Origin of the sequence: Oceaniradius stylonematis (assembly GCF_965223445.1) — a bacterium.
Classification (GTDB): domain Bacteria; phylum Pseudomonadota; class Alphaproteobacteria; order Rhizobiales; family Rhizobiaceae; genus Roseitalea; species Roseitalea stylonematis.
In genome coordinates, this window is the sequence record NZ_OZ244994.1 from 988,289 (window position 1) to 1,006,116 (window position 17,828).

General features: G+C 67.9%; 17 protein-coding genes. 10 read left to right on the forward strand and 7 right to left on the reverse strand.

Translation table 11 applies throughout. The annotated features are described in order from the left end of the window. Positions 1-6 precede the first annotated feature (6 nt). Entirely contained in the window at positions 7-888 is an 882-nt protein-coding gene (locus ACOQOU_RS04915; protein ID WP_306025677.1) for a bile acid:sodium symporter family protein, read from the forward strand. 132 nt (positions 889-1,020) lie between these two features. Then, positions 1,021-2,208 carry an OmpA family protein gene (locus ACOQOU_RS04920; protein ID WP_306026623.1) on the forward strand — a complete coding sequence of 396 codons (1,188 nt, stop codon included), beginning with the start codon at positions 1,021-1,023 and terminating at the stop codon, positions 2,206-2,208. 12 nt (positions 2,209-2,220) lie between these two features. On the opposite strand, the gene ACOQOU_RS04925 is transcribed toward ACOQOU_RS04920, so the two are convergent. From ACOQOU_RS04925 to ACOQOU_RS04945, 5 genes are all read right to left on the reverse strand, one after another. Continuing rightward, positions 2,221-4,080 (reverse strand): sugar phosphorylase, encoded by a 1,860-nt coding sequence (locus ACOQOU_RS04925; protein WP_306026622.1) that lies wholly within the window; start codon positions 4,078-4,080, stop codon positions 2,221-2,223. A gap of 94 nt (positions 4,081-4,174) precedes the next feature. Next, complete coding sequence (locus ACOQOU_RS04930; RefSeq protein WP_306026621.1) at positions 4,175-6,037, reverse strand: CHASE2 domain-containing protein; 1,863 nt, start codon at positions 6,035-6,037, stop codon at positions 4,175-4,177. A gap of 6 nt (positions 6,038-6,043) precedes the next feature. Then, a complete protein-coding gene (locus ACOQOU_RS04935) occupies positions 6,044-6,967 on the reverse strand; it encodes a hypothetical protein (RefSeq protein ID WP_420578846.1) in 924 nt (307 codons plus the stop codon). Positions 6,968-6,977: 10 nt separating this feature from the next. After that, positions 6,978-8,282: a tetratricopeptide repeat protein gene (locus tag ACOQOU_RS04940; protein ID WP_306026502.1), complete on the reverse strand. Its 1,305-nt coding sequence runs from the start codon at positions 8,280-8,282 to the stop codon at positions 6,978-6,980. A 341-nt stretch (positions 8,283-8,623) separates the two neighbouring features. Next, positions 8,624-9,826 (reverse strand): pyridoxal phosphate-dependent aminotransferase, encoded by a 1,203-nt coding sequence (locus ACOQOU_RS04945; RefSeq protein ID WP_306026503.1) that lies wholly within the window; start codon positions 9,824-9,826, stop codon positions 8,624-8,626. Between the two features lie 192 nt (positions 9,827-10,018). Here ACOQOU_RS04945 and ACOQOU_RS04950 point away from each other — a divergent pair, with 192 nt between their 5' ends. From ACOQOU_RS04950 to ACOQOU_RS04970, 5 genes are all read left to right on the forward strand, one after another. Next, the gene (locus ACOQOU_RS04950) at positions 10,019-10,870 is read left to right on the forward strand and encodes an EAL domain-containing protein (protein WP_306026504.1); all 852 of its coding nucleotides are present in this window, start codon (positions 10,019-10,021) and stop codon (positions 10,868-10,870) included. Positions 10,871-10,950: 80 nt separating this feature from the next. Continuing rightward, complete coding sequence (locus ACOQOU_RS04955) at positions 10,951-11,574, forward strand: glutathione S-transferase family protein (protein WP_109768196.1); 624 nt, start codon at positions 10,951-10,953, stop codon at positions 11,572-11,574. 145 nt (positions 11,575-11,719) lie between these two features. Next, positions 11,720-12,052: a hypothetical protein gene (locus tag ACOQOU_RS04960; protein WP_147393336.1), complete on the forward strand. Its 333-nt coding sequence runs from the start codon at positions 11,720-11,722 to the stop codon at positions 12,050-12,052. 97 nt (positions 12,053-12,149) lie between these two features. Beyond that, the gene (locus tag ACOQOU_RS04965; RefSeq protein ID WP_306026505.1) at positions 12,150-13,304 is read left to right on the forward strand and encodes a PQQ-dependent sugar dehydrogenase; all 1,155 of its coding nucleotides are present in this window, start codon (positions 12,150-12,152) and stop codon (positions 13,302-13,304) included. Positions 13,305-13,330: 26 nt separating this feature from the next. Then, positions 13,331-13,837, forward strand: a complete 507-nt coding sequence (locus tag ACOQOU_RS04970) for a DUF1499 domain-containing protein (protein WP_109768198.1) — start codon at positions 13,331-13,333, stop codon at positions 13,835-13,837. Positions 13,838-13,879: 42 nt separating this feature from the next. Here the strand turns inward: ACOQOU_RS04970 and ACOQOU_RS04975 are convergent, their stop codons facing one another. Together ACOQOU_RS04975 and ACOQOU_RS04980 are read right to left on the reverse strand one after the other, a co-directional pair. After that, the gene (locus ACOQOU_RS04975; protein ID WP_306026506.1) at positions 13,880-14,464 is read right to left on the reverse strand and encodes an HD domain-containing protein; all 585 of its coding nucleotides are present in this window, start codon (positions 14,462-14,464) and stop codon (positions 13,880-13,882) included. After that, positions 14,461-15,543 (reverse strand): DUF1176 domain-containing protein, encoded by a 1,083-nt coding sequence (locus tag ACOQOU_RS04980; RefSeq protein WP_306026507.1) that lies wholly within the window; start codon positions 15,541-15,543, stop codon positions 14,461-14,463. Before ACOQOU_RS04980 ends, ACOQOU_RS04975 begins: the two co-directional genes overlap by 4 nt. A 183-nt stretch (positions 15,544-15,726) precedes the next feature. Between ACOQOU_RS04980 and ACOQOU_RS04985 the strand changes: the two genes are divergently transcribed. The 3 genes from ACOQOU_RS04985 to ACOQOU_RS04995 all read left to right on the forward strand — a co-directional run bounded on the left by ACOQOU_RS04985 (position 15,727) and on the right by ACOQOU_RS04995 (position 17,780). Continuing rightward, complete coding sequence (locus ACOQOU_RS04985) at positions 15,727-16,638, forward strand: DMT family transporter (protein WP_306026508.1); 912 nt, start codon at positions 15,727-15,729, stop codon at positions 16,636-16,638. A 332-nt stretch (positions 16,639-16,970) separates the two neighbouring features. Further along, positions 16,971-17,222 (forward strand): DUF1344 domain-containing protein, encoded by a 252-nt coding sequence (locus ACOQOU_RS04990; protein WP_306026509.1) that lies wholly within the window; start codon positions 16,971-16,973, stop codon positions 17,220-17,222. A gap of 318 nt (positions 17,223-17,540) precedes the next feature. Next, a complete protein-coding gene (locus tag ACOQOU_RS04995) occupies positions 17,541-17,780 on the forward strand; it encodes a DUF1344 domain-containing protein (protein ID WP_158585283.1) in 240 nt (79 codons plus the stop codon). Positions 17,781-17,828: the final 48 nt, after the last annotated feature.

A 17,828-nucleotide genomic window follows, 5' to 3' on the forward strand; every position in this document is an offset into this window, starting at 1 on the left:
GCCTCGATGGTTGATGAGTTTACACAAACGCTGCTCGGCCTGATGGTCGCCATCATCATGCTCGGCATGGGCGCCTCGCTGACGCCGCGCGACTTCTATCTGGCGCTGCGCCGCCCCTATGGCCTCGCCATCGGCGTCATCAGCCAGTACGGCATCATGCCGCTTCTGGGCTTCATGCTCGCGCTGACGCTGGCCGTGCCCGAAACGATCGCCATCGGCATCCTGATCATGGCCTGCATGCCCGGCGGCACCACCTCGAACATCTTCACCTATTTCTCCAAGGGCAATCTGGCGCTGAGCGTCCTGATGACGGTCACCTCGACCGTCGCGGGCGTCGTGATGATCCCGCTGATCCTTCTTCTCTATGCGGCCGCGCTCGACCTGCAAATCCCGCGCGAGGACATCGTCGCCGTGCTGATCGTCCTGCTGGTTCCGGTCGCCATCGGCATGGGCATCCGCAAGATGAACGCCAATGCCGGCGCGGTGATCGAGTTTTGCGGCTCGATCCTGGCGCTGTTCTTCATCGTCTTCATCATGGCGACCTGGGTGCCGCAGAACTGGCAGTTCCTGCGCGACACGACGCCCTCGACCTATGTGGCGGCGATCGGCCTGGGCCTTGTCGGCATCACGATCGGGTATTTCTTCGCCAAGGCGCTCAGGCTGCATCCGCGCAATGCGCGCACCGTGGCGCTGGAGACCGGCATCCAGAACGGCCCGCTGGCGATCGCCATCGTCATCTTCTCGTTTCCGGCCGAACAGCAGCAGGCGGTCATGGCCGTGCCGGCGCTCTATTCGCTGTTCATCGTGATCGTGTCGACCTTCGTCACGCTGGTCTTCCGCCGCGCCAACACCGCGGCCGAACAGAAAATGCCCGACAGTTTGTTGTGAGGGAGTGGGGCCGGCCCTTGGTGGCCCACCCCCCCCCGCTTGCCGCGATGCCGCCCAACCGCTAGCGTTTCAAGATGGTCCCGGCGGCAGGAGGGCGATGTGCGGCACGCGGCGACAATGACGGGATGGGCCTTGGGCCTTTCCCTCTCTGCATCCACGGCGTTTGCGCAGGATCCGCCGCCGCCGGACGATCTTCTGACGCTCGCCAAGGGCGCGGTTCTGGTCTCCGCCTCGGTCGATCCCAACGCCGCGCTGGCGCTGACCGACGGAAATCCGGCGAGCAACTGGAGCACCGGCACGGCGAAGAACCCGCCGCCCTATACGTTCGTCTTCGAACTGGTCGCCCCCGCCACGATAGAAGCGGTCGGCATCCATGGCGCCGGCGAGCGGCCCGGCGGCGTCGCCGGCGGCTCGGCCGGCCCTGTCAGTGTCGAAGCCTCGGCGGAAGGCCCGGGCACCGGGTTCGCGCCCATGGCGACCCTTGAGGCAGGGCCGGAAGGCGCAACCATGGCGGCGAGCACGATCGATACGCCCGTGCGCTGGCTGCGCTTCACCGTCGACGGCCCGATCGGCGCCGACGCCGCCTGGGTCTATTTTGCCGAAGCCATCGCCCATGGCGCGGTCACCCCACCGGACGAAGAGGGCCGCTTCACCGGCATCTTCCAGAGCGGCCGCGCCGATTTCATCGAGCTTCGGCAAGACGGCAGCTCGGTCAGCGGTTGCTATCTGGACAATGGCGGCCGCACCAACGGCACGCTGTCGGGCGCGGTCGACGAAGGCGTCGCGCGGCTCAACTGGACCTCCGACCAGGGCATCACCGGCACCGCGCTCGCCACCATCGACAGCACCGGCGCGCTCGCCGGCGTGCGCTACCGTCAGCGCAGCCGCAGCGCCTGGGGCGGACCGCCCGCGCCCGACGGCACGACAACGCCCTGCAGCGCCACGGAACCCGCTAACCCGATCGTCACCGCGCTTGAGGAAACCGGCGAGGCGCGCATTTACGGCATCCATTTCGACCATGACAGCGATGTGCCCAAATCGTCCGCCACCGCCGCGCTCGAACAGCTCGCCGAGGCGCTCGAAAGCGCGCCCGAACTGAACGTTGTGATCGAGGGCCACACCGATGCGGACGGCGAAGACGCGTACAATCTCGACCTGTCGGACCGGCGCGCGCGGTCTGTCGTCGCCTGGCTTGCCCAACGCGGCATCGATGCGGGCCGGCTGACGCCGCAGGGCATCGGCGAGGCTGAGCCCGTCGCCAGCAACGACACCGCCGACGGCAAGGCGCTCAACCGCCGCGTCGACGTGGTGGCGCGGTAGAAAGACGGCGCCTCAGGCCCGGTTGGAGATCCAGCGGCACTGATAGGGCGCAAAACCGATGTCGCCCTTGGAGCGCGCCCGGTCGCCGGCCAGAACGTCGGTGCCGTGCGCGCGCACATGTTCGCCCGACAACAGGTCCGTCCAGTGGTCGCCGCCGATCAGATTGATCGCGCCGACCGGGATCGTCACCTTTTCGGCGCTGACATTGTGGATGGCGAAGATCGACTGGTCGCGGTCCAGCGATTGCCGCCAGAAGCCGAACAGCTTCGGCCCGAACTGCATGGTGAACTGCGTCGCATTGGGGTGGAAGGCCGGCTGCGCGCAGCGGATGCGGATGCGCGCCGAAAGCCGTTCGAGAATGCGCGCATGGACGTTGTCGCCCTCGCGCCGGTCGAGCAGCGCCCGCAATTCCGGATAGTCCCAGCGCTTGCGGTTCAGCGCCCGGTTCTGGCCGGTCTTTTCGAACCCGGCCTGATCGTTGTGCGTGGCGATCAGCGAATGGATGTAGAAGGCCGGCATGCCTTCGAGGGCCATCTGGATGGTCTGGCTGCACAGGAAGCGCTCTTCCTGCCACTGGTCGGGGCCGGCGAACGTGCCGGCCATCGCGTCGAAGAAGGTGATGTTGAGTTCATAGGGCCGGCGCGTGCCGTCCGGCATCGCCCGCATCGACACCTTGCCGCCGAACGCCTCGACCGTCTCGGTCATCCGTTCGAGGTCCGGCTCGGTGATCAGCCCCTCGCCGCCGCGCACGCCGATCCCGTCATGGGAGGCGGTGAAGTTGAGGTAGGCGCAGCCCAGCGGCGCCGGCGGCATCGCCATCTGCCAGCGGTTCAAGAGCTCGGACGAGCCGCACCACATTGCGTGCAGCACAAGCGGCGGCAGAGGGAAGTTATAGACCGCGTGTGCCTCGTTGCGGTTGCCGAAATAGGAAAGGTTCTCCGTGTTCGGCACGTTCGTTTCGGTCAGGAGCACGATCGGCTCGGCCGCATAGTCGGCCAGAACCCGCATCAGCCGGACGATCGCATGGGTCTGCGGCATGTGGATCGACGGCGTGCCCACCTGCTTCCAGATGAAGGCGACCGCATCGAGCCGGATGATCCGCACGCCATTGTCGACATGCAGCCGCATGATCCGGATGAATTCGAGCAGCACCTCTGGATTGGCGAAATCGAGATCCACCTGGTCGTGCGAGAAGGTGCACCAGACGTGGCGCGTGCCCTTGGCGGTCTCCACCTCGCGCAACAGATCGTGGGCGCGCGGCCGCACCACCTGGCTCAGATCGTCCTCGGGCGAGGCTTCCACGAAAAAGCCGTCATAGGGCTCGTGCCCCTGCAGATATTCGTTGAACCATGCGCTCTGGCTGGAGACATGGTTGAGCACGAGATCCGACATCAGCGAGAAATCGGCGGCGATGCGGCGGATGTCGTCCCAGTCGCCAAGCGCCGAATTGACCGCGCGGTAGTCGGTCACCGCGAACCCGTCATCGGAGGTGAACGGAAAGAACGGCAGGATATGCACGCCATTGACCGTGCCGCTCATATAGCGGTGCATGAAATCGTTCAGCAGGTCGAGCGGCTTGTGCGTGCCGTCGACGAAGCTGTTGCCGTAGGCGATGACGATCGCGTCCTCTTCCGACCACAGCGTGTTGCTCGGCTGGCGGCCGCGCTGGCGCGATTTGAGATTGTCCGGCCAGAACGCGTCGCACATGGACTGCACCAGCGCATCGGCGTCCTCGTCGGGATAGACGAAGGCGACAAGGCTTCTCAGCTTGGCGCGCAACTGCGCGTTCTTGCCGCGCGTCGGTCCGCGCCGCGGCACCCGCGCCAGTGGAAGCCGCTGCCATGCGTCCCGGTCGATCTCGGTCCTGTCCATCCGGTCCCGTTGCCCACTGTTTCGGCCGTCCATTCGCGCCACCCTACAGATCGCTGCATACCGTTCAATTAACAAGTCCGGCACGGACGGCCGGTCATTGTTGCGGTGCGAACACCTCGGTCGGCCCGTCAATGCCGCGCAGCTTCACCGTTGCGACCCGCCGCAAGGCCCCGCTCGCCGCCGCCGCGCAGGCCGGCCCGGCCAGCACCGGTTCGCCAAGCTGCTTGCACTGCTGTTCGAGCCGCGACACGATGTTGACCGCCGGCCCGATGGCGGTGAAATCGACGCGGTCGGCGGTGCCCATATTGCCGACCGAGCAGGTGCCGGTCTCGACCGCGGCGACCACCGACAGCGCCGGCAGGCCCTTTGTGGTGAGTGATGCGTTCTCGCGTTCGACCCGCGCGACGATGGCCTGCGCCGCCTCAATCGCCAGATCGGCATGGCCGGGCTGTTCGACCGGCGCGTTCCAGAAGGCGAGCACCGCGTCGCCGAGATATTTGTCGATCGTTCCGTTGCGCGCGAAGATCTCCGCATTGGCGATGGCGAGGAAATGGTTGAGCGCGGCGACCGTCTTGTCCGCCGGCCAGCTCCCGGTGAGCGCGGTGAAGCCGCGAATGTCGACCATCATCACCGTGATCGGCCGGTCCTCGACGGCCAGCGCGGCGCGCGCGTCGGTTTCGGCCAGCCGCCGCACGATCTCCGGCGACAGGAACTGCGCGAACTGGGTCTGCAGCGTCCGGCGGCGGCGCTCGGCCTGCCGGTAGAGCCCGTATCCACCGGCCAGCGCGACGAAAAAAAGCCCCGCCGACGGCTGGGTCCAATCGATCAGCAGCCCGTTCGCATAGGCGGCGAAACCGATCGCCGGCGGCAGGGCAATCATGCCCAGCGCGGTCAGGGCGGCCAGCGCAGGCCGTCGCGCGAGAAACGCCAATGCCAGCAAAATGGCGAGCCCGCCAACCGCCAGAAGCGCGAACTCGGCCAGCCGCGCGCCGGGCATTTCGAGCAGGAACCGGCCCGCCAGCATCTGGCTGACCGCGATGGCATGAAGATCGGCGCCAAGGCGCAACTCGCCGCGCGCGGTCAGATGGTAGCGGTCGAGCCCGGCCGCATCGACCGCCAGCACGACGATCCGGCCGTCCAATGCAGCGTCGGCGCCATTGGCGAGAAGGTCGGCGGCCGACACGCGCATCGGCGAAGCCGGCACGTCGATCAGCCGCAGCCGCCCGTCTCCCAGCGGCACGATGGCCGCGCCGACCCGCAGCGCGTCATCGCCAAGCCCGCGCAGGCGCACCGCAAGGCCCGCTTCGCCCTGCGCGACGCGCAGCATCTCCACCGAAAAGGCCGGCCAATGGCGCAACGGCGCCCCCGGCCCCTGTTCGGCCCAGACGAGCGGGATAGCCCGCATCCGCCCGTCCGCATCGGCAAAGGAGCGTATGACGCCGAGGCCGCCTGCGGCGTCCGCGAGCGGCGCGATCGGTGCAACGCCGCCGCCATAGCCCCGATCGAACGCGTCCGCGCCCGCGCCGATGAACGAAAAGCCCGCCTTGGGTTCGGCGCGCACCGGCGGCGCATCGGCGGCGAGCGTCATCGCCAGGACGGATGGTGTCCGCGTCAGGGCTTGGGCGAACGCCGCATCGCTGGCAGCGCCATCGGCAGAAGCGTCCGGCTCGGGGAACAAGAGATCGAGCCCGATCGCCGCCGCACCGCTTTCGGCAATGGTCTCGACCAACATGCCGATCCGCGCGCGCGGCCACGGCCAGCGCCCCTCGGCGGCAAGGCTCGCCTCGTCGATGGCGACGATCGCCACCCGGTCGAGCGGCACGTCGCCCGGCCACAGCGTCTGGTAGAGATCGAACCCGCGCTCGCGCAGCGCACCGAACGGCGCCATGGCGGCGAGGACGACCGCCAGGGCGAGCGCGGCGACCGCAACGGGATGGCTCAGCCGGACTGACCCCATCTCCGCTCAGGGACCGCAGGTCGCCGTCTGGGTATCCCAGAACCCGCCCGCCGCGATGCAGTCGGCAACCGGATCGGCGGTCGTTTGCCCCGGCGGCGGGGGCGGCGGCGGAGGAGGTGGCGGGGGCGGCGGATCGGGCTGGTCCGGCTCCGGCGGAGGTGGCGGGGGCTCGGGCGGCGGGGGCGGAGACCCGCCCGGCGCGCCGCCGGCCGGCGATGCGCCGAAACCCGATTGCGGGCCGGGAAGTCGGCCGTCCCGCGTCGCGCAGGCCGGCGAACCCATGCCCGCCTCAGAGGCGCAATGGTTCGACACCGTCCGCGACCCGCTACCGCCCTGCCCGCCCGCCGGATCGACGAACCGGCTATCGCCGCCGCCAAGCCGGACGGTCTGCACGCCCGATCCGTCCGACACGCACGAAAAGCCCGGATTGGTCACCGTACGCCGCTCGCCGCCCGCTTCGCACGTCATCGTACCGGCGAGCAGCGTGCCCGACGAGCCGCCGGGCCCGACGGTCACGTCGGCGATGCCGCCGCGCAGACCGAGCACGATATGCGGCGTGCGCACCTCGGACCGGCCGCGCTTGGATATCTGGCCGCCGAAGATGCGCGCCGTGCCGCCGCGCTGCAACAGGCGCACCGTGCCGTTCCGGCGCTGCGTATCGTAGACGAAACTGTCGATCGTCAGGTCGGCATTGGGGCCGAGCCGGGCGCTCGATTCGTCCTGGAAGACGATGATCCCCTCACCCGACGCATTGCTGCGCAGCCGGTCGCCCAGCGCGATCGGATCGCCCGCCCGCACCCGTCCGCCATCGCGGGTCACCGCCGCGCGTTCGGCGGTCATCGTGCCGACCGTCTGCGCCGCCGCGGGCATCGCCGCGCACGCTGCCAGGGCGGCGAGGCCGGCGGCAATCGTGCGCGAATGTGGTCTCATGGCGGGCATCCTAGTCGAACCGGTACGTGTAGCGCAGCCGGCCGGTCCATGCGTCTGTCCGGGAACTGGTGCCGCCCGGCCCGATGCGTTCGTGATGATAGCCTACCCCGAAACGCAGGCGCCCCTGTGCGCTCAATTGCACAGTGTGATCCCAATCGACGCGCCAGACCTGCCGGCCCTTGACCAGCGCGCCGCGCCCGGCGCCGACCGCGCCATAATCGAGGATCGTGTCGTCGGCATAGCTGGCCGCAAGCGTCTGGAACCAGGCGCGCCCGTCCTCGAACACATGCAGAAGATGGGTCAGCGCCGCCCCGCCTTCTGTGCCTTGGGTACGATAGCCGAACGCCGTTCCGCCCAGCACCGCCGCCGGCACCGTGCCGCGCCGCTGGTAGTGGCGCACGAACCCGTCCGCCGTCCAGCCCGGCGCGATGCGATAGCGCGCGCCGACCCCCACCGACCATTGGCCGTCGGCGAACAGCGCGCGCGATTCGCCGAGCCAGCCATAGGACGCATCCAGATAGATCTGCGTCTCGACGCTCGGCCTGAAGCCGATGCGCGTGCGCACGCCCAGTTCGCGCTTGTCGCGGCCGCCGCCCAGATCCTCATAGTCGCCGAACAGCGTCAGATCGGCGCGCAGCGTGTCGATGACGTCCGGCAGCCCCTTGGACAGGGTCAGCGCGCCATGGCCGGCAAGCGCGGTGAAGCCGTCGCCCGTGCCGTTGAAATCGGTGTCGAGAAACGGCCGGTCGACCGATATTCCCGCATCCAGCAGGACGAGGTCGCGGGTCGCCGTGTCCGGATCGAAGACGACCCGCCCGTCGATCATCGCATAGCCGCCGACATTGGTCTGGCTCGTGCCGGCCGCAAAGCCGGTCGGGAAGGCCGCGCGCCGATGCACGATCTGCCCGCCGGCGGTCACGTCCAGATGGGCGCGCACCGGCTGGCGGGCCCGTTCGATGCGTGCCTTGAGCTGTCGGAGCGAGACCTCCAGCGACGGCACGCCCAGCGCCAGCGCCTCGTTGACATGGCCCATCGCCAGATCGAACGAGCCGACATGGAAATAAAGGCGCGCCAGCGTCAGCCGCGCGCCGGCATCGCCCGGGTCCTGGAATATGACCTGTTCGAGCGTCGAGATCGCCTGGTCGTACTGGCCGGTGCGGACGGCTTGGCCGACGAAGGCGCCCAGCGTTGCCGGGTCGGCATAGTCGGTCAGGCGGGCCTTAAAGGCGCGGTCGTAGAGGCTGTCGGCCCGCGCCGGCGCGAAACCGGCCAGCACGATGAACACGGCAAACGCCGCCAGTGCACGCGCTGTCATCGCTGTACCGACCATCTTCAATGCGCCCGTCTGTGCCAACGTATTAGCCCGTCCGACCTTAGACCGGCCCGGCGCGGTCATGCCAGTGCAGGCCGGCAACACTGGCCGCATTCGGCCCGCGTAACAGGTGTCGTGTAACCGGTTGTAACCTGCTGATACCTGACCATGCGGCCCGCCAGCCAGTAACAGGAAGACGCGCGGCGGGGGATCACCATGATCGATGGGGCGCTGATCCTCTCAGCCAGCCGCGCCAATCACAACATAAAAAAGACCGAACGGCAGCGTGCTCGCCGCACGCTGCCGTTCCTCGTTCCAAAGCGCTGTGAATGCGTCCTGCCCGATCAGGTGCAGGCCGCGCAAAAACGCTGGATGCGCTCGCAGGCTTCCGTCAGCGCCTCGGTCGAGGTCGCATAGGAGATGCGGAAGTTCGGCCCCAGCCCGAACGCCGAACCGTGCACCACCGCCACGCCCTCGGCCTCCAGAAGCGCGGTGACGAAGTCCTCGTCGGTTTCCATCTTTGTGCCGTTCGGCGCGGTCTTGCCCATCAGCCCGGCGCAGGACGGATAGACATAGAACGCGCCCTCGGGCATCGGGCATTGGATGCCGTTCGCCTGGTTGAGCATCGAGACGACCAGATCGCGCCGCTCCTCGAACACCGCGCGCCGTTCGGCGATGAAGTCCTGCGGCCCGTTCAGCGCCTCGACCGCCGCCCATTGCGCGATCGAGCATGTGCCGGACGTCTGCTGGCCCTGCACCTTGGTCATCGCCTTGATCAGCTCGACCGGGCCGCCGGCATAGCCGATCCGCCAGCCGGTCATCGCATAGGCTTTCGACACGCCGTTCATCGTCAGCGTGCGCTCGTATAGCGACGGCTCGACCTGCGCCGGCGTCGTGAAGGTGAAGTCGCCGTAACAAAGATGCTCGTACATGTCGTCGGTCAGCACCCACACATGGGGATGCTTCAACAGGACGTCGGTCAGCGCCTTGAGTTCGTCGCGCGTATAGGCGGCGCCCGACGGGTTGGACGGCGAGTTGAAGATCAGCCATTTGGTCTTCGGCGTGATCGCCGCGTCCAGCGCCTCGGCGGTCAGCTTGAAGCCGTCCTCGAGCGCGGTTTCGACGAACACCGGCTCGCCGCCGTTGAGCAGCACCATGTCGGGATAGCTGACCCAGTAGGGCGCCGGGATCAGCACCTCGTCGCCCGGGTTTAGTGTCGCCGCGAACGCGTTGTAGAGCACCTGCTTGCCGCCGGTTCCGACGATGATCTGGTCGGGCGCATAGTCCAGCCCGTTCTCGCGCTTGTACTTGGCCGAAATCGCCTCGCGCAGCTCGATGATGCCGGGCACGGCGGTGTATTTGGTCTCGCCCCGGTTGATTGCCTCGATCGCGGCCATCTTGATGGTGTCGGGCGTGTCGAAGTCGGGCTCTCCGGCGCCCAGGCCGATCACGTCACGGCCGGCGGCCTTGAGTTCGCGTGCCTTGGCGGTGACGGCGATCGTCGCCGATGGTTTCACCCGTGCAAGCGTATCGGAAAGAAAGGCCATGTCATCACTCCGTTGGGCAGCCCGGCGCGACCGTGGCGCCGGCGGCGCCGTTATTGCGCCATCGGCGCCCATGCGCAAGACGGTCGGACGGCACCGTGGCGTTAACCATGTGGCCAGATCGCGCAACAATCCATTAACCACGATGGTTAATAATCGTTACCTTGACGCGACAGCGCCCCGGAGACGGCACACATGATCATGACAGACAGGGACGGCACCGCCGGCGGACGCCGTTCGGTTCGCAATGAGGACGGCACGCTCAGCGCCGTCGACGGCATGGTGCTTGTCCGCTCGGCGTTTCAGCCCGTCTTCCGCTGTCAGGGCGAGCGCATCGTCCCCGTCGCTTTCGAGGCGCTGGCGCGCCCGTTTCGCGGCGACGTTCCGCTGCTGCCGGAGAGCTATTTCGGCCAGATCGCGCCGGGCGAGTTGCGCAGCGTCGAGGCGCTCATCCGCCACATCCACGTCCAGAACGCCAAATCCCTGCCGCATGGCGCCAAGCGCCTGTTCCTCAATTTCCATCCGGCCGCCGTCAACGCGCCGGCCACGTTCGAGCCCGCGCTCGCCGCCCTTGGCGAAGATCTGCGCCAGGCGGACATCTCGCCGCGCGATCTGGTCTGTGAGTTCACCGAGCATGAAGCGACCGCGCCCGACGCGTTGCGCCATTTCGTTTATGCGCTGCGGGCCCGCGGCTTTCTGATCGCGGTCGACGATTTCGGCGCCGCCTTTTCCGATCCCGACCGCATCGCCCGGCTGACGCCCGACATCGTCAAGCTGGACGGCGCGCTCGCCCGCCGCCATCTGGACTCAGAGGACGGCTTCAATGAACTGTCGCGCATTGTCGATACGTTCCGCCGCCAGGGCATTCGCTGCGTCATCGAGGGCCTGGAGACGATGCGCCAGGTGGACCTGGCCCGGCGCACCGGCGCGCATTTCCTGCAAGGGTTCGCACTGGCCCCGCCGCAGGCCGCGCCCGGCGACTTCACCGCGCTGATCGCCGCCAGCCGCAACGAACCGTACACCGGACGCATCGCCGCCTGGAACTGAGCGCGCCGGTTCAACGCGGTTGAACGCCGCTTCACCAAAACTGCTTTGACAGGGTCGCCGCCCGCGACTACGCAACGCGCATGCTGACTCTCTGGTCGATGCCCTCCTCCGGCAACTCCTACAAGGTGCGCCTGCTTCTGGCGCATCTGGGCCTGCCGTTCCGCCATGTGCCGGCCGAACAGGGCTCGGGCGTGACCACGAGCGCCGAATTCCGTGCGATCAACCCGGCCGGCAAGGTGCCGCTGCTGGTTCTGGAAGACGGCCGGACGATCCGCGAATCGAACGCCATCCTGCTTTATCTCGGCGACGGCACGCGCTTCGTGCCGGACGACCGCTACGCCCGCGCGCTCGTCCATCAATGGATGTTCTTCGAGCAATACAGCCACGAGCCGGCGATTGCCGTGCGCGCCGGCATCCTGACCTATGACGACCGCGCTCATCTGCGCACGCCGGACGTGCTCGACCCGCTTCTCGAAAAGGGCCATGCGGCGCTCGGCCTGATGGAGCGGCAACTGGAAGCCACGCCATTTCTTGCCGGGGACCCCCTGTCGGTCGCCGATATCTGCCTTTACGCCTACACCCATTCGGCCGGCGACAAGGGCGGGTTCGAGATGGAGCGTTTCCCGGCGGTCAACCGCTGGATCGAGCGGGTTGCGGCCGAACCGGGCCATGTGCCGCTGGAGTGGCTGCCGGACGCGGTCTGAGCGCAAAAACAGGCGTGTTGCCACGAAATCGCCGCACTTTTTCCCCGTGCGCGGCCCAATCCGATCCACATCGTGCCCCAAAGCGCAACTATCCGTGACCATAGCAGTTTCGGACAACGCCCCGCCGGGAGCACGGACCATGTTCATGGACTACACCGCACGGCGCGCCCAATGGCGCCAATCGAGCGCCAAGGCGTTCGCCGCGATCGCCGGCGTCTTTGCGTTCGCGACCGTGATCGCCCTGTTCGGCCTGTCGTCGGCGGCACACGCCGCCACCTACACCTCGTCGCTCGACGCAGCGGCGCTGGCGACCATGCTGGCCGCGCCGCAACTGACCCTGCCCGCCCCGCTCTTCGGCCGCGAGGCCTTGCTGGCCCTGATGAGCCTCGGCCTGGTCGGCATGAGCGCTGGCGCGTTCGCCTTCTGGCGCGGGCTCTCCGCCGATTGGCAGAACGCGCCGGTCCGCCGCACCCGCTGACGCAAGGCTGCCACGCACCCTTTTTCCGGGCTGCCGCCCTTGGTCGGGCAGGCATGCGGCCTACATGATCGGCAGAGCCTCAACGCCCGGAGAAATCATGCGCCCGAACCTCTTGTCCGCCGCCCTCCTCGCCGCCGCGACCGCGCTGACGGCCACTGCCGCCGCCGCGCAGGAACGCACCGCCACCACCGCCGACGGCATATCGCTTCGCACCGAAACCCTCGCAACCGGGCTTTCGAGCCCATGGGCTGTCGAGATCATGCCCGACGGCGCGCTTCTGGTCACCGAACGGCCCGGCACGATGCGCATCGTCCGCGACGGCACCCTGTCCGCACCCGTCTCCGGCCTGCCCGAGATCGCCGCCGGCGGCCAAGGCGGGCTGCTCGATGTGGCGCTGGCGCCCGATTTCGCCGAAACGCGCGAGGTCTTCTTCACTTTCTCCGAACCCGGTCCGGGCGGTTCGGGCACGGCTCTCGCCAGGGGCGTCCTGACCGGCGAGACGACGGGCAACCCGGCGCTCGAGGGCACCGAGACGATCTTTTCGATGAACGTCAAATCCTCGGGCGGACGCCATTTCGGCTCGCGCACCGGCTTCTGGCCCGACGGCACGGTCTATGTGACGACCGGCGACCGCGGCGAACGGCCCCGCGCCCAGGTGATGGGCGATCATGCCGGCGCGGTGATCCGCATCAATCGCGACGGCACCATTCCCGCCGACAATCCGTTCGTCGGCCAGCCGGGCGCTGCGCCCGAACTCTGGTCCAAGGGCCATCGCAACATTCAGGGCGCCGACATCGATCCCGAGACCGGCCTTTTGTGGACGGTCGAACACGGCGCGCGCGGCGGCGATGAGATCAACCGGCCCGAAGCCGGGCTCAATTATGGCTGGCCGGAAATCTCCTATGGCCGCCACTATTCGGGCATGCGCATCGGCCAGGGCACCGCGGCGCCGGGCTTCGAGCAGCCGCTCCATTATTGGGACCCGTCGATCGCACCGTCGGGCCTCGCCGTCTATCGGGGCGAAATGTTTCCCGAATGGGAGGGCGACCTTCTGGTCGGCGCATTGCGGGCCCAGCTTCTGTCGCGGCTCGACCGCGACGAAAGCGGCGCGATCATCGGCGAGGAGCAGCTGTTCGAGGGTGATCTTGGGCGCATCCGCGACGTCGAGATCGCACCGGACGGCTCGCTGCTGGTGGCCATTGACGCCGATCCCGGCCGGATCGTAAGGATCGTGCGCGATCCCGCATCCTAATCACTCCCGATCCCGGACAATTTGCCATGAACTGGTTCGTCGGCCTTTTGCTGCTGATCGTCGCGCTCGCCATCGTGGCGACCGGCGCATTCCTCCTGATCGGTCGCGAGCAGACCTGGCAGATGGTCGCCGGCGATCCCGATCTGGGCCCGTTCGACCTGGCCGCGCCGCAGCGCGCCGGCCGGCCCAACGACGCGCTCCTGTGCTCGCCCGGCCTGTGCGACGGCGTCAAGACCGACGGCGAACTGCCGGTCTATGCCATGACGCCCGAGGCGTTGATCGCAGCGCTGGGCACCGCCATCGAGACGCAGCCCGAGCGCAAAGAGCGCGTCGATGACGGCGCCGACCCGCGCGCGCTGCGCTATGTCACCTGGACCGACACGATGCGCTTTCCCGACACCAACCAGTTCCTGGCCGTCGATCTCGGCGACGGCACCAGCGGCCTTGTCGCCTATGCCCGCGCGCAGGTCGGCTATTCCGATGCCGGCAACAACCGCGCACGCCTCACCCGCTGGACCGGCGCGATCGAGTGAGCGCTTTTCCCTGTCCCCACAAGCGGGGAGAGGGTTGACCTCCTACCCCGTCCACGCCTTGCGGCCGTCGGCCAGGGCCTCGGTCTCCGCATCGATCAGCGCCCGGATTTCGGCGAGCAGCGGATGGGCATCCGTCCGCGCCTTGCCGTAGGCGAGATTGAACCGGTAGTCGAAATCGGGCGCGTTGGCGCCTTGCGTGTGCTGCAGGATCGTCTCGAGCTTGTCGAACCCCTTGGCGAGCACCGCCTCGGGCGTCGCGGCGGCGGCATATTCGTCGTAGAGCGCGCGGAACTCGTCGCGCAGCGCGGCCGGCAGCACGGCCGTCAGCTTGTGGAAATCGGCCCGCTCGCGCGCATCGCGCCCATCGTCCGCATTCTGGTGGATCGCCGGCACATCGCCCTCATAGATCTCGCCCAGATCGTGAATGATGGCCAGCTTGAGCAGTTTGAGCCGGTCGATCTCCGCCGGCAGCAGATCGGCGAAGGAAAGGATCGTCACGCACAGCCGCCAGGAATGCTCGGCAACGCTCTCGGCGCGCCCCGATGCCGTGATGCCCGAGCGCAGCGTGTCCTTGATCCGCTCCACCTCGCGCACGAACGCCAGCCGCGCGCCGATGTCGCCTGTCACGACTTGTCGCCGGCCGCCGGCCAGACGCGCTCCCAGCTTTCCAGCGTCTCGTCGAAGACGCCGTCGCACTCGTCCTTGACGCGCATTTCGGCGAGCACGAAGCCATAGCCGAAGCCGACCTCGCCGACGTTCCAACTGGTGACGGTGCCGCAATCGCCGATGCCGCGTCCCTTGAAGAAGGATGTGACCTGCCGCGCCTCGGCGTCCCAGATCGCGTTCCAGGCGACCATCACCGCGCCGGGGCCGTCATCGGTCATCACCGGCAGCGGCAGCCTGTAATAGGTCCCGTCGATCTCGGTCCAGAAGGCGAACGGCGCGTTGTAGGCCCCGCCAGAGCCGCAGCGCAGGCCGACAAGCCGCACCTCGTCGTCGATATCGGCGGAAAAGCCGCCCAGCGGATCGGGCACGGTGCCGTCGAAATCCGCGCATGGCGCGCCTTCGCCCTCATAATAGCGGCGCAACCCGGCGGGCACGGCATCCATCGCCGCCATCTGGCCTTCGTCGGCCGGCGCCGGCACCGCGCCGATCGCAGCCAGCGCGTCCTCGCGGCCGACCCGGCCCTGCACCTCGTCCATGAAGATCGCCCCGGCGACGACGCCCGAAAGCGAATAGGGCGCGGTCGACTGGCCCGAGCGGGTGCGGAACGTCACCTGAAGCCGCTCGCCGGCCTTGGTGGCCCCGAACAGCGCGCGCACCTCGTCCTGGTTGGCATAGGAATATTCGGAGATCGCGGCGCGATAGGAAAAGGCGCCTGAAGGCACCGTCAGCACCTCGGCGCCGTCGATCGAAAAGCGCACGTCCGATCCGGCGGCCAGCGGCTCGCGCATCGTCATGTAAAGCGCGACCGGCGCATCGAATGCCGCGGCCCGGCGGAAGCCGACGGTGAACAGCGTGACGCGCGCATTGGTGATGAACAGGTCGCAACGCAGTGCATCGTTGCACGATACGTTGACGTCGCGGATGCGCTTGAACTGGCTGGCGTCCGCCGGCAGCGGCATGGCGGTTGCCAGAAGGCCGGCCAGGGCCATGCAAAGGCAGGCAAGAGCGCCGAACGGCGATCGGAAAGACTGCTGACGCAAGGGGGAACTCCCGTTCGATTTTCCTGGGCTTAACATAGGCTGTCCACCGGCCATGATAAGGGTGCCCGTCTGCGCAATCCCGTGATCGGCGCGAATGTGCCGCGCGCCCGGGGCGTTGGCAAGCTTGTCACGGTGACATGTTTGCCGCTTGCCCGGCCGGCGCCGCCGTGGCACGGGCGCACCATGCAGCGCGCGACCGCCAACGCCCTTTTGCTCGTCACCGGTGCCGTTTGGGGCATGGGCTTCGTCGCCCAGTCGACGGCGATGGACGCGATCGGGCCGGTCTTCTTCACCGGCGTGCGCTTTTTCGCCGCTGCGCTGGCTGTCGCGCCTCTGGCCTTGTGGGAGGCACGGCGTGCCAAAGCCGCCGGCACGCCGCCGCTGACGCCCCGGCAATGGCGCAGCTTTGCCATCCTCGGCTGTCTTCTGTTCGCCTCGCTCGCCGCCCAGCAGATCGGGCTCCTGACGACGACGGTCACCAATTCGGGGTTTCTGACCGGCACCTATGTGGTCTTGGTGCCGGTGCTGGCCGTGCTGGCGCTGCGCGAGTTTCCCCATCCGGTGGTCTGGCCCGCCGCCGCGCTGACGCTCGGCGGCATCTGGCTCCTGTCGGGCGGCGCGCTGTCCGGGCTCACCGAGGGCGATCTGTGGACGCTTTTGTGCGCGGTCCTGTGGGCCTGCCACGTCATCGCTCTGGGCCGCTTCGTCAAGGGCGCGCCGCGTCCCTTCACGCTGGCCTTTACGCAATTTGCGGTCTGCGGCGTGATCGGCTGCACCATCGCACCGTTCATCGAGCCCGTATCGTTGGACCTGATCGTTGCCGCCGCACCCGAGATCGCCTTTGCCGGCATCGTCTCGGGCGGCATCGCCTTCACCATCCAGGCCGTCGCCCAGCGCCACACCACCGCGCCCCAAGCGGCGATCTTCATGTCGACGGAAGCGCCTTTTGCGGCCCTCTTCGGCGCGTTGTTCCTCGCCGAGCGCATTCCGGCGATCGGCATTTTCGGCTGTGCGCTGATCTTCGTGGCGATCCTTGCCGTCGAACTGGTGCCGATGCTGCGCCCGGCGCATAGAACCGCCGCTCACGAACCCTGACAGCGATCAAATTCGCATCCCGGCCCGCCCCGCGTTACCGCGCCCGTCGCGACGCGTCGCACGGCCTGCCCCATTCGATGTCCGCAGCGGGTTCGAAAAAGATTGGCCGAACCGCAACTTGGATTGCGCCCGAAGCCAATTGTGGCATGCGTCGGCCGATCATGGCCGAATTATGTCGTTGTTTTTGCTGACTTTTGGCAACCGAACGTGAATTGCGCCGCCGCCGCCGGCTCGCCAGTTTCAGCCCGTCACCAGCGCCGGCACGCCGCGCAAACGGCACCTTCCCCGCCGGCGCCGGTGGCACCAACGGGAGACAGAAAGGGATACGATCCATGACCAACAAACTGACCGCAGCACTGGCAGGTGGCGCCCTGCTCGCCTCGACCATCTTCGCCATCGCCGGCGAGGGACAGGGCGTGATCGCCTCGATCGATCCGGAAACCCGGATGATCGTCCTGGAGGACGGTTCGAGCTGGCTCGCCGCCGACGAGGTCGAACTGGCGGGCCTTGCGCCCGGCGACACGATCAGCGTCGTCTACACCGACGGCACCACCACGCTGACCGAGGTCACCAGGGTCGAGTAAGGCCGGACGGGCCAAGGGACGGCTCCGGACGGGCGGCAAAAAGCCCGTCCGGAGCCGCGGCGACCGCGCCGGCGCGATGGGCTTGGCGCCACGCCGCGCCATCGCCGGAGAGCTGGCAGAACCGGTCCGCCACAATCGCCGGGCGGGATTCGGGGACGGCAAATTTCAATGAATGATTTCAGAGACTTGCGTCGTCGCATACGGCGTCGAATCCGCTTGCTCCGCCACATTTGCCCGCATACTGATTCATGGCCCGGCAGCGCTGACGGTTTGCGCCGCAGCCTCCTGAGACCGGGTGCACCAATGGAAGTCATGAACATGAAGAAACTCTTCATTGCCCTTGCGGCCGGTCTGGCCGCGACTGCCGGCGCCTTCGCCGCTCAGATGGAAGCCGTGATCCAGAGCGTCGATGCCGACAGCCGGCTCGTTGTCCTGGAGGACGATTCGGAACTGACCGTGGCCGAAGGCGTCGATCTGAGCGCGCTTGAAGAAGGCGCAGCGGTGATGATCACCGTCGATGATGCAACCAACGAGATCACCGAGATCGTCGTCCAGTAAGTCATGAGCGCGCGGCGGAGCATGCCTCCGCCGCGCCGTCCCTGAACG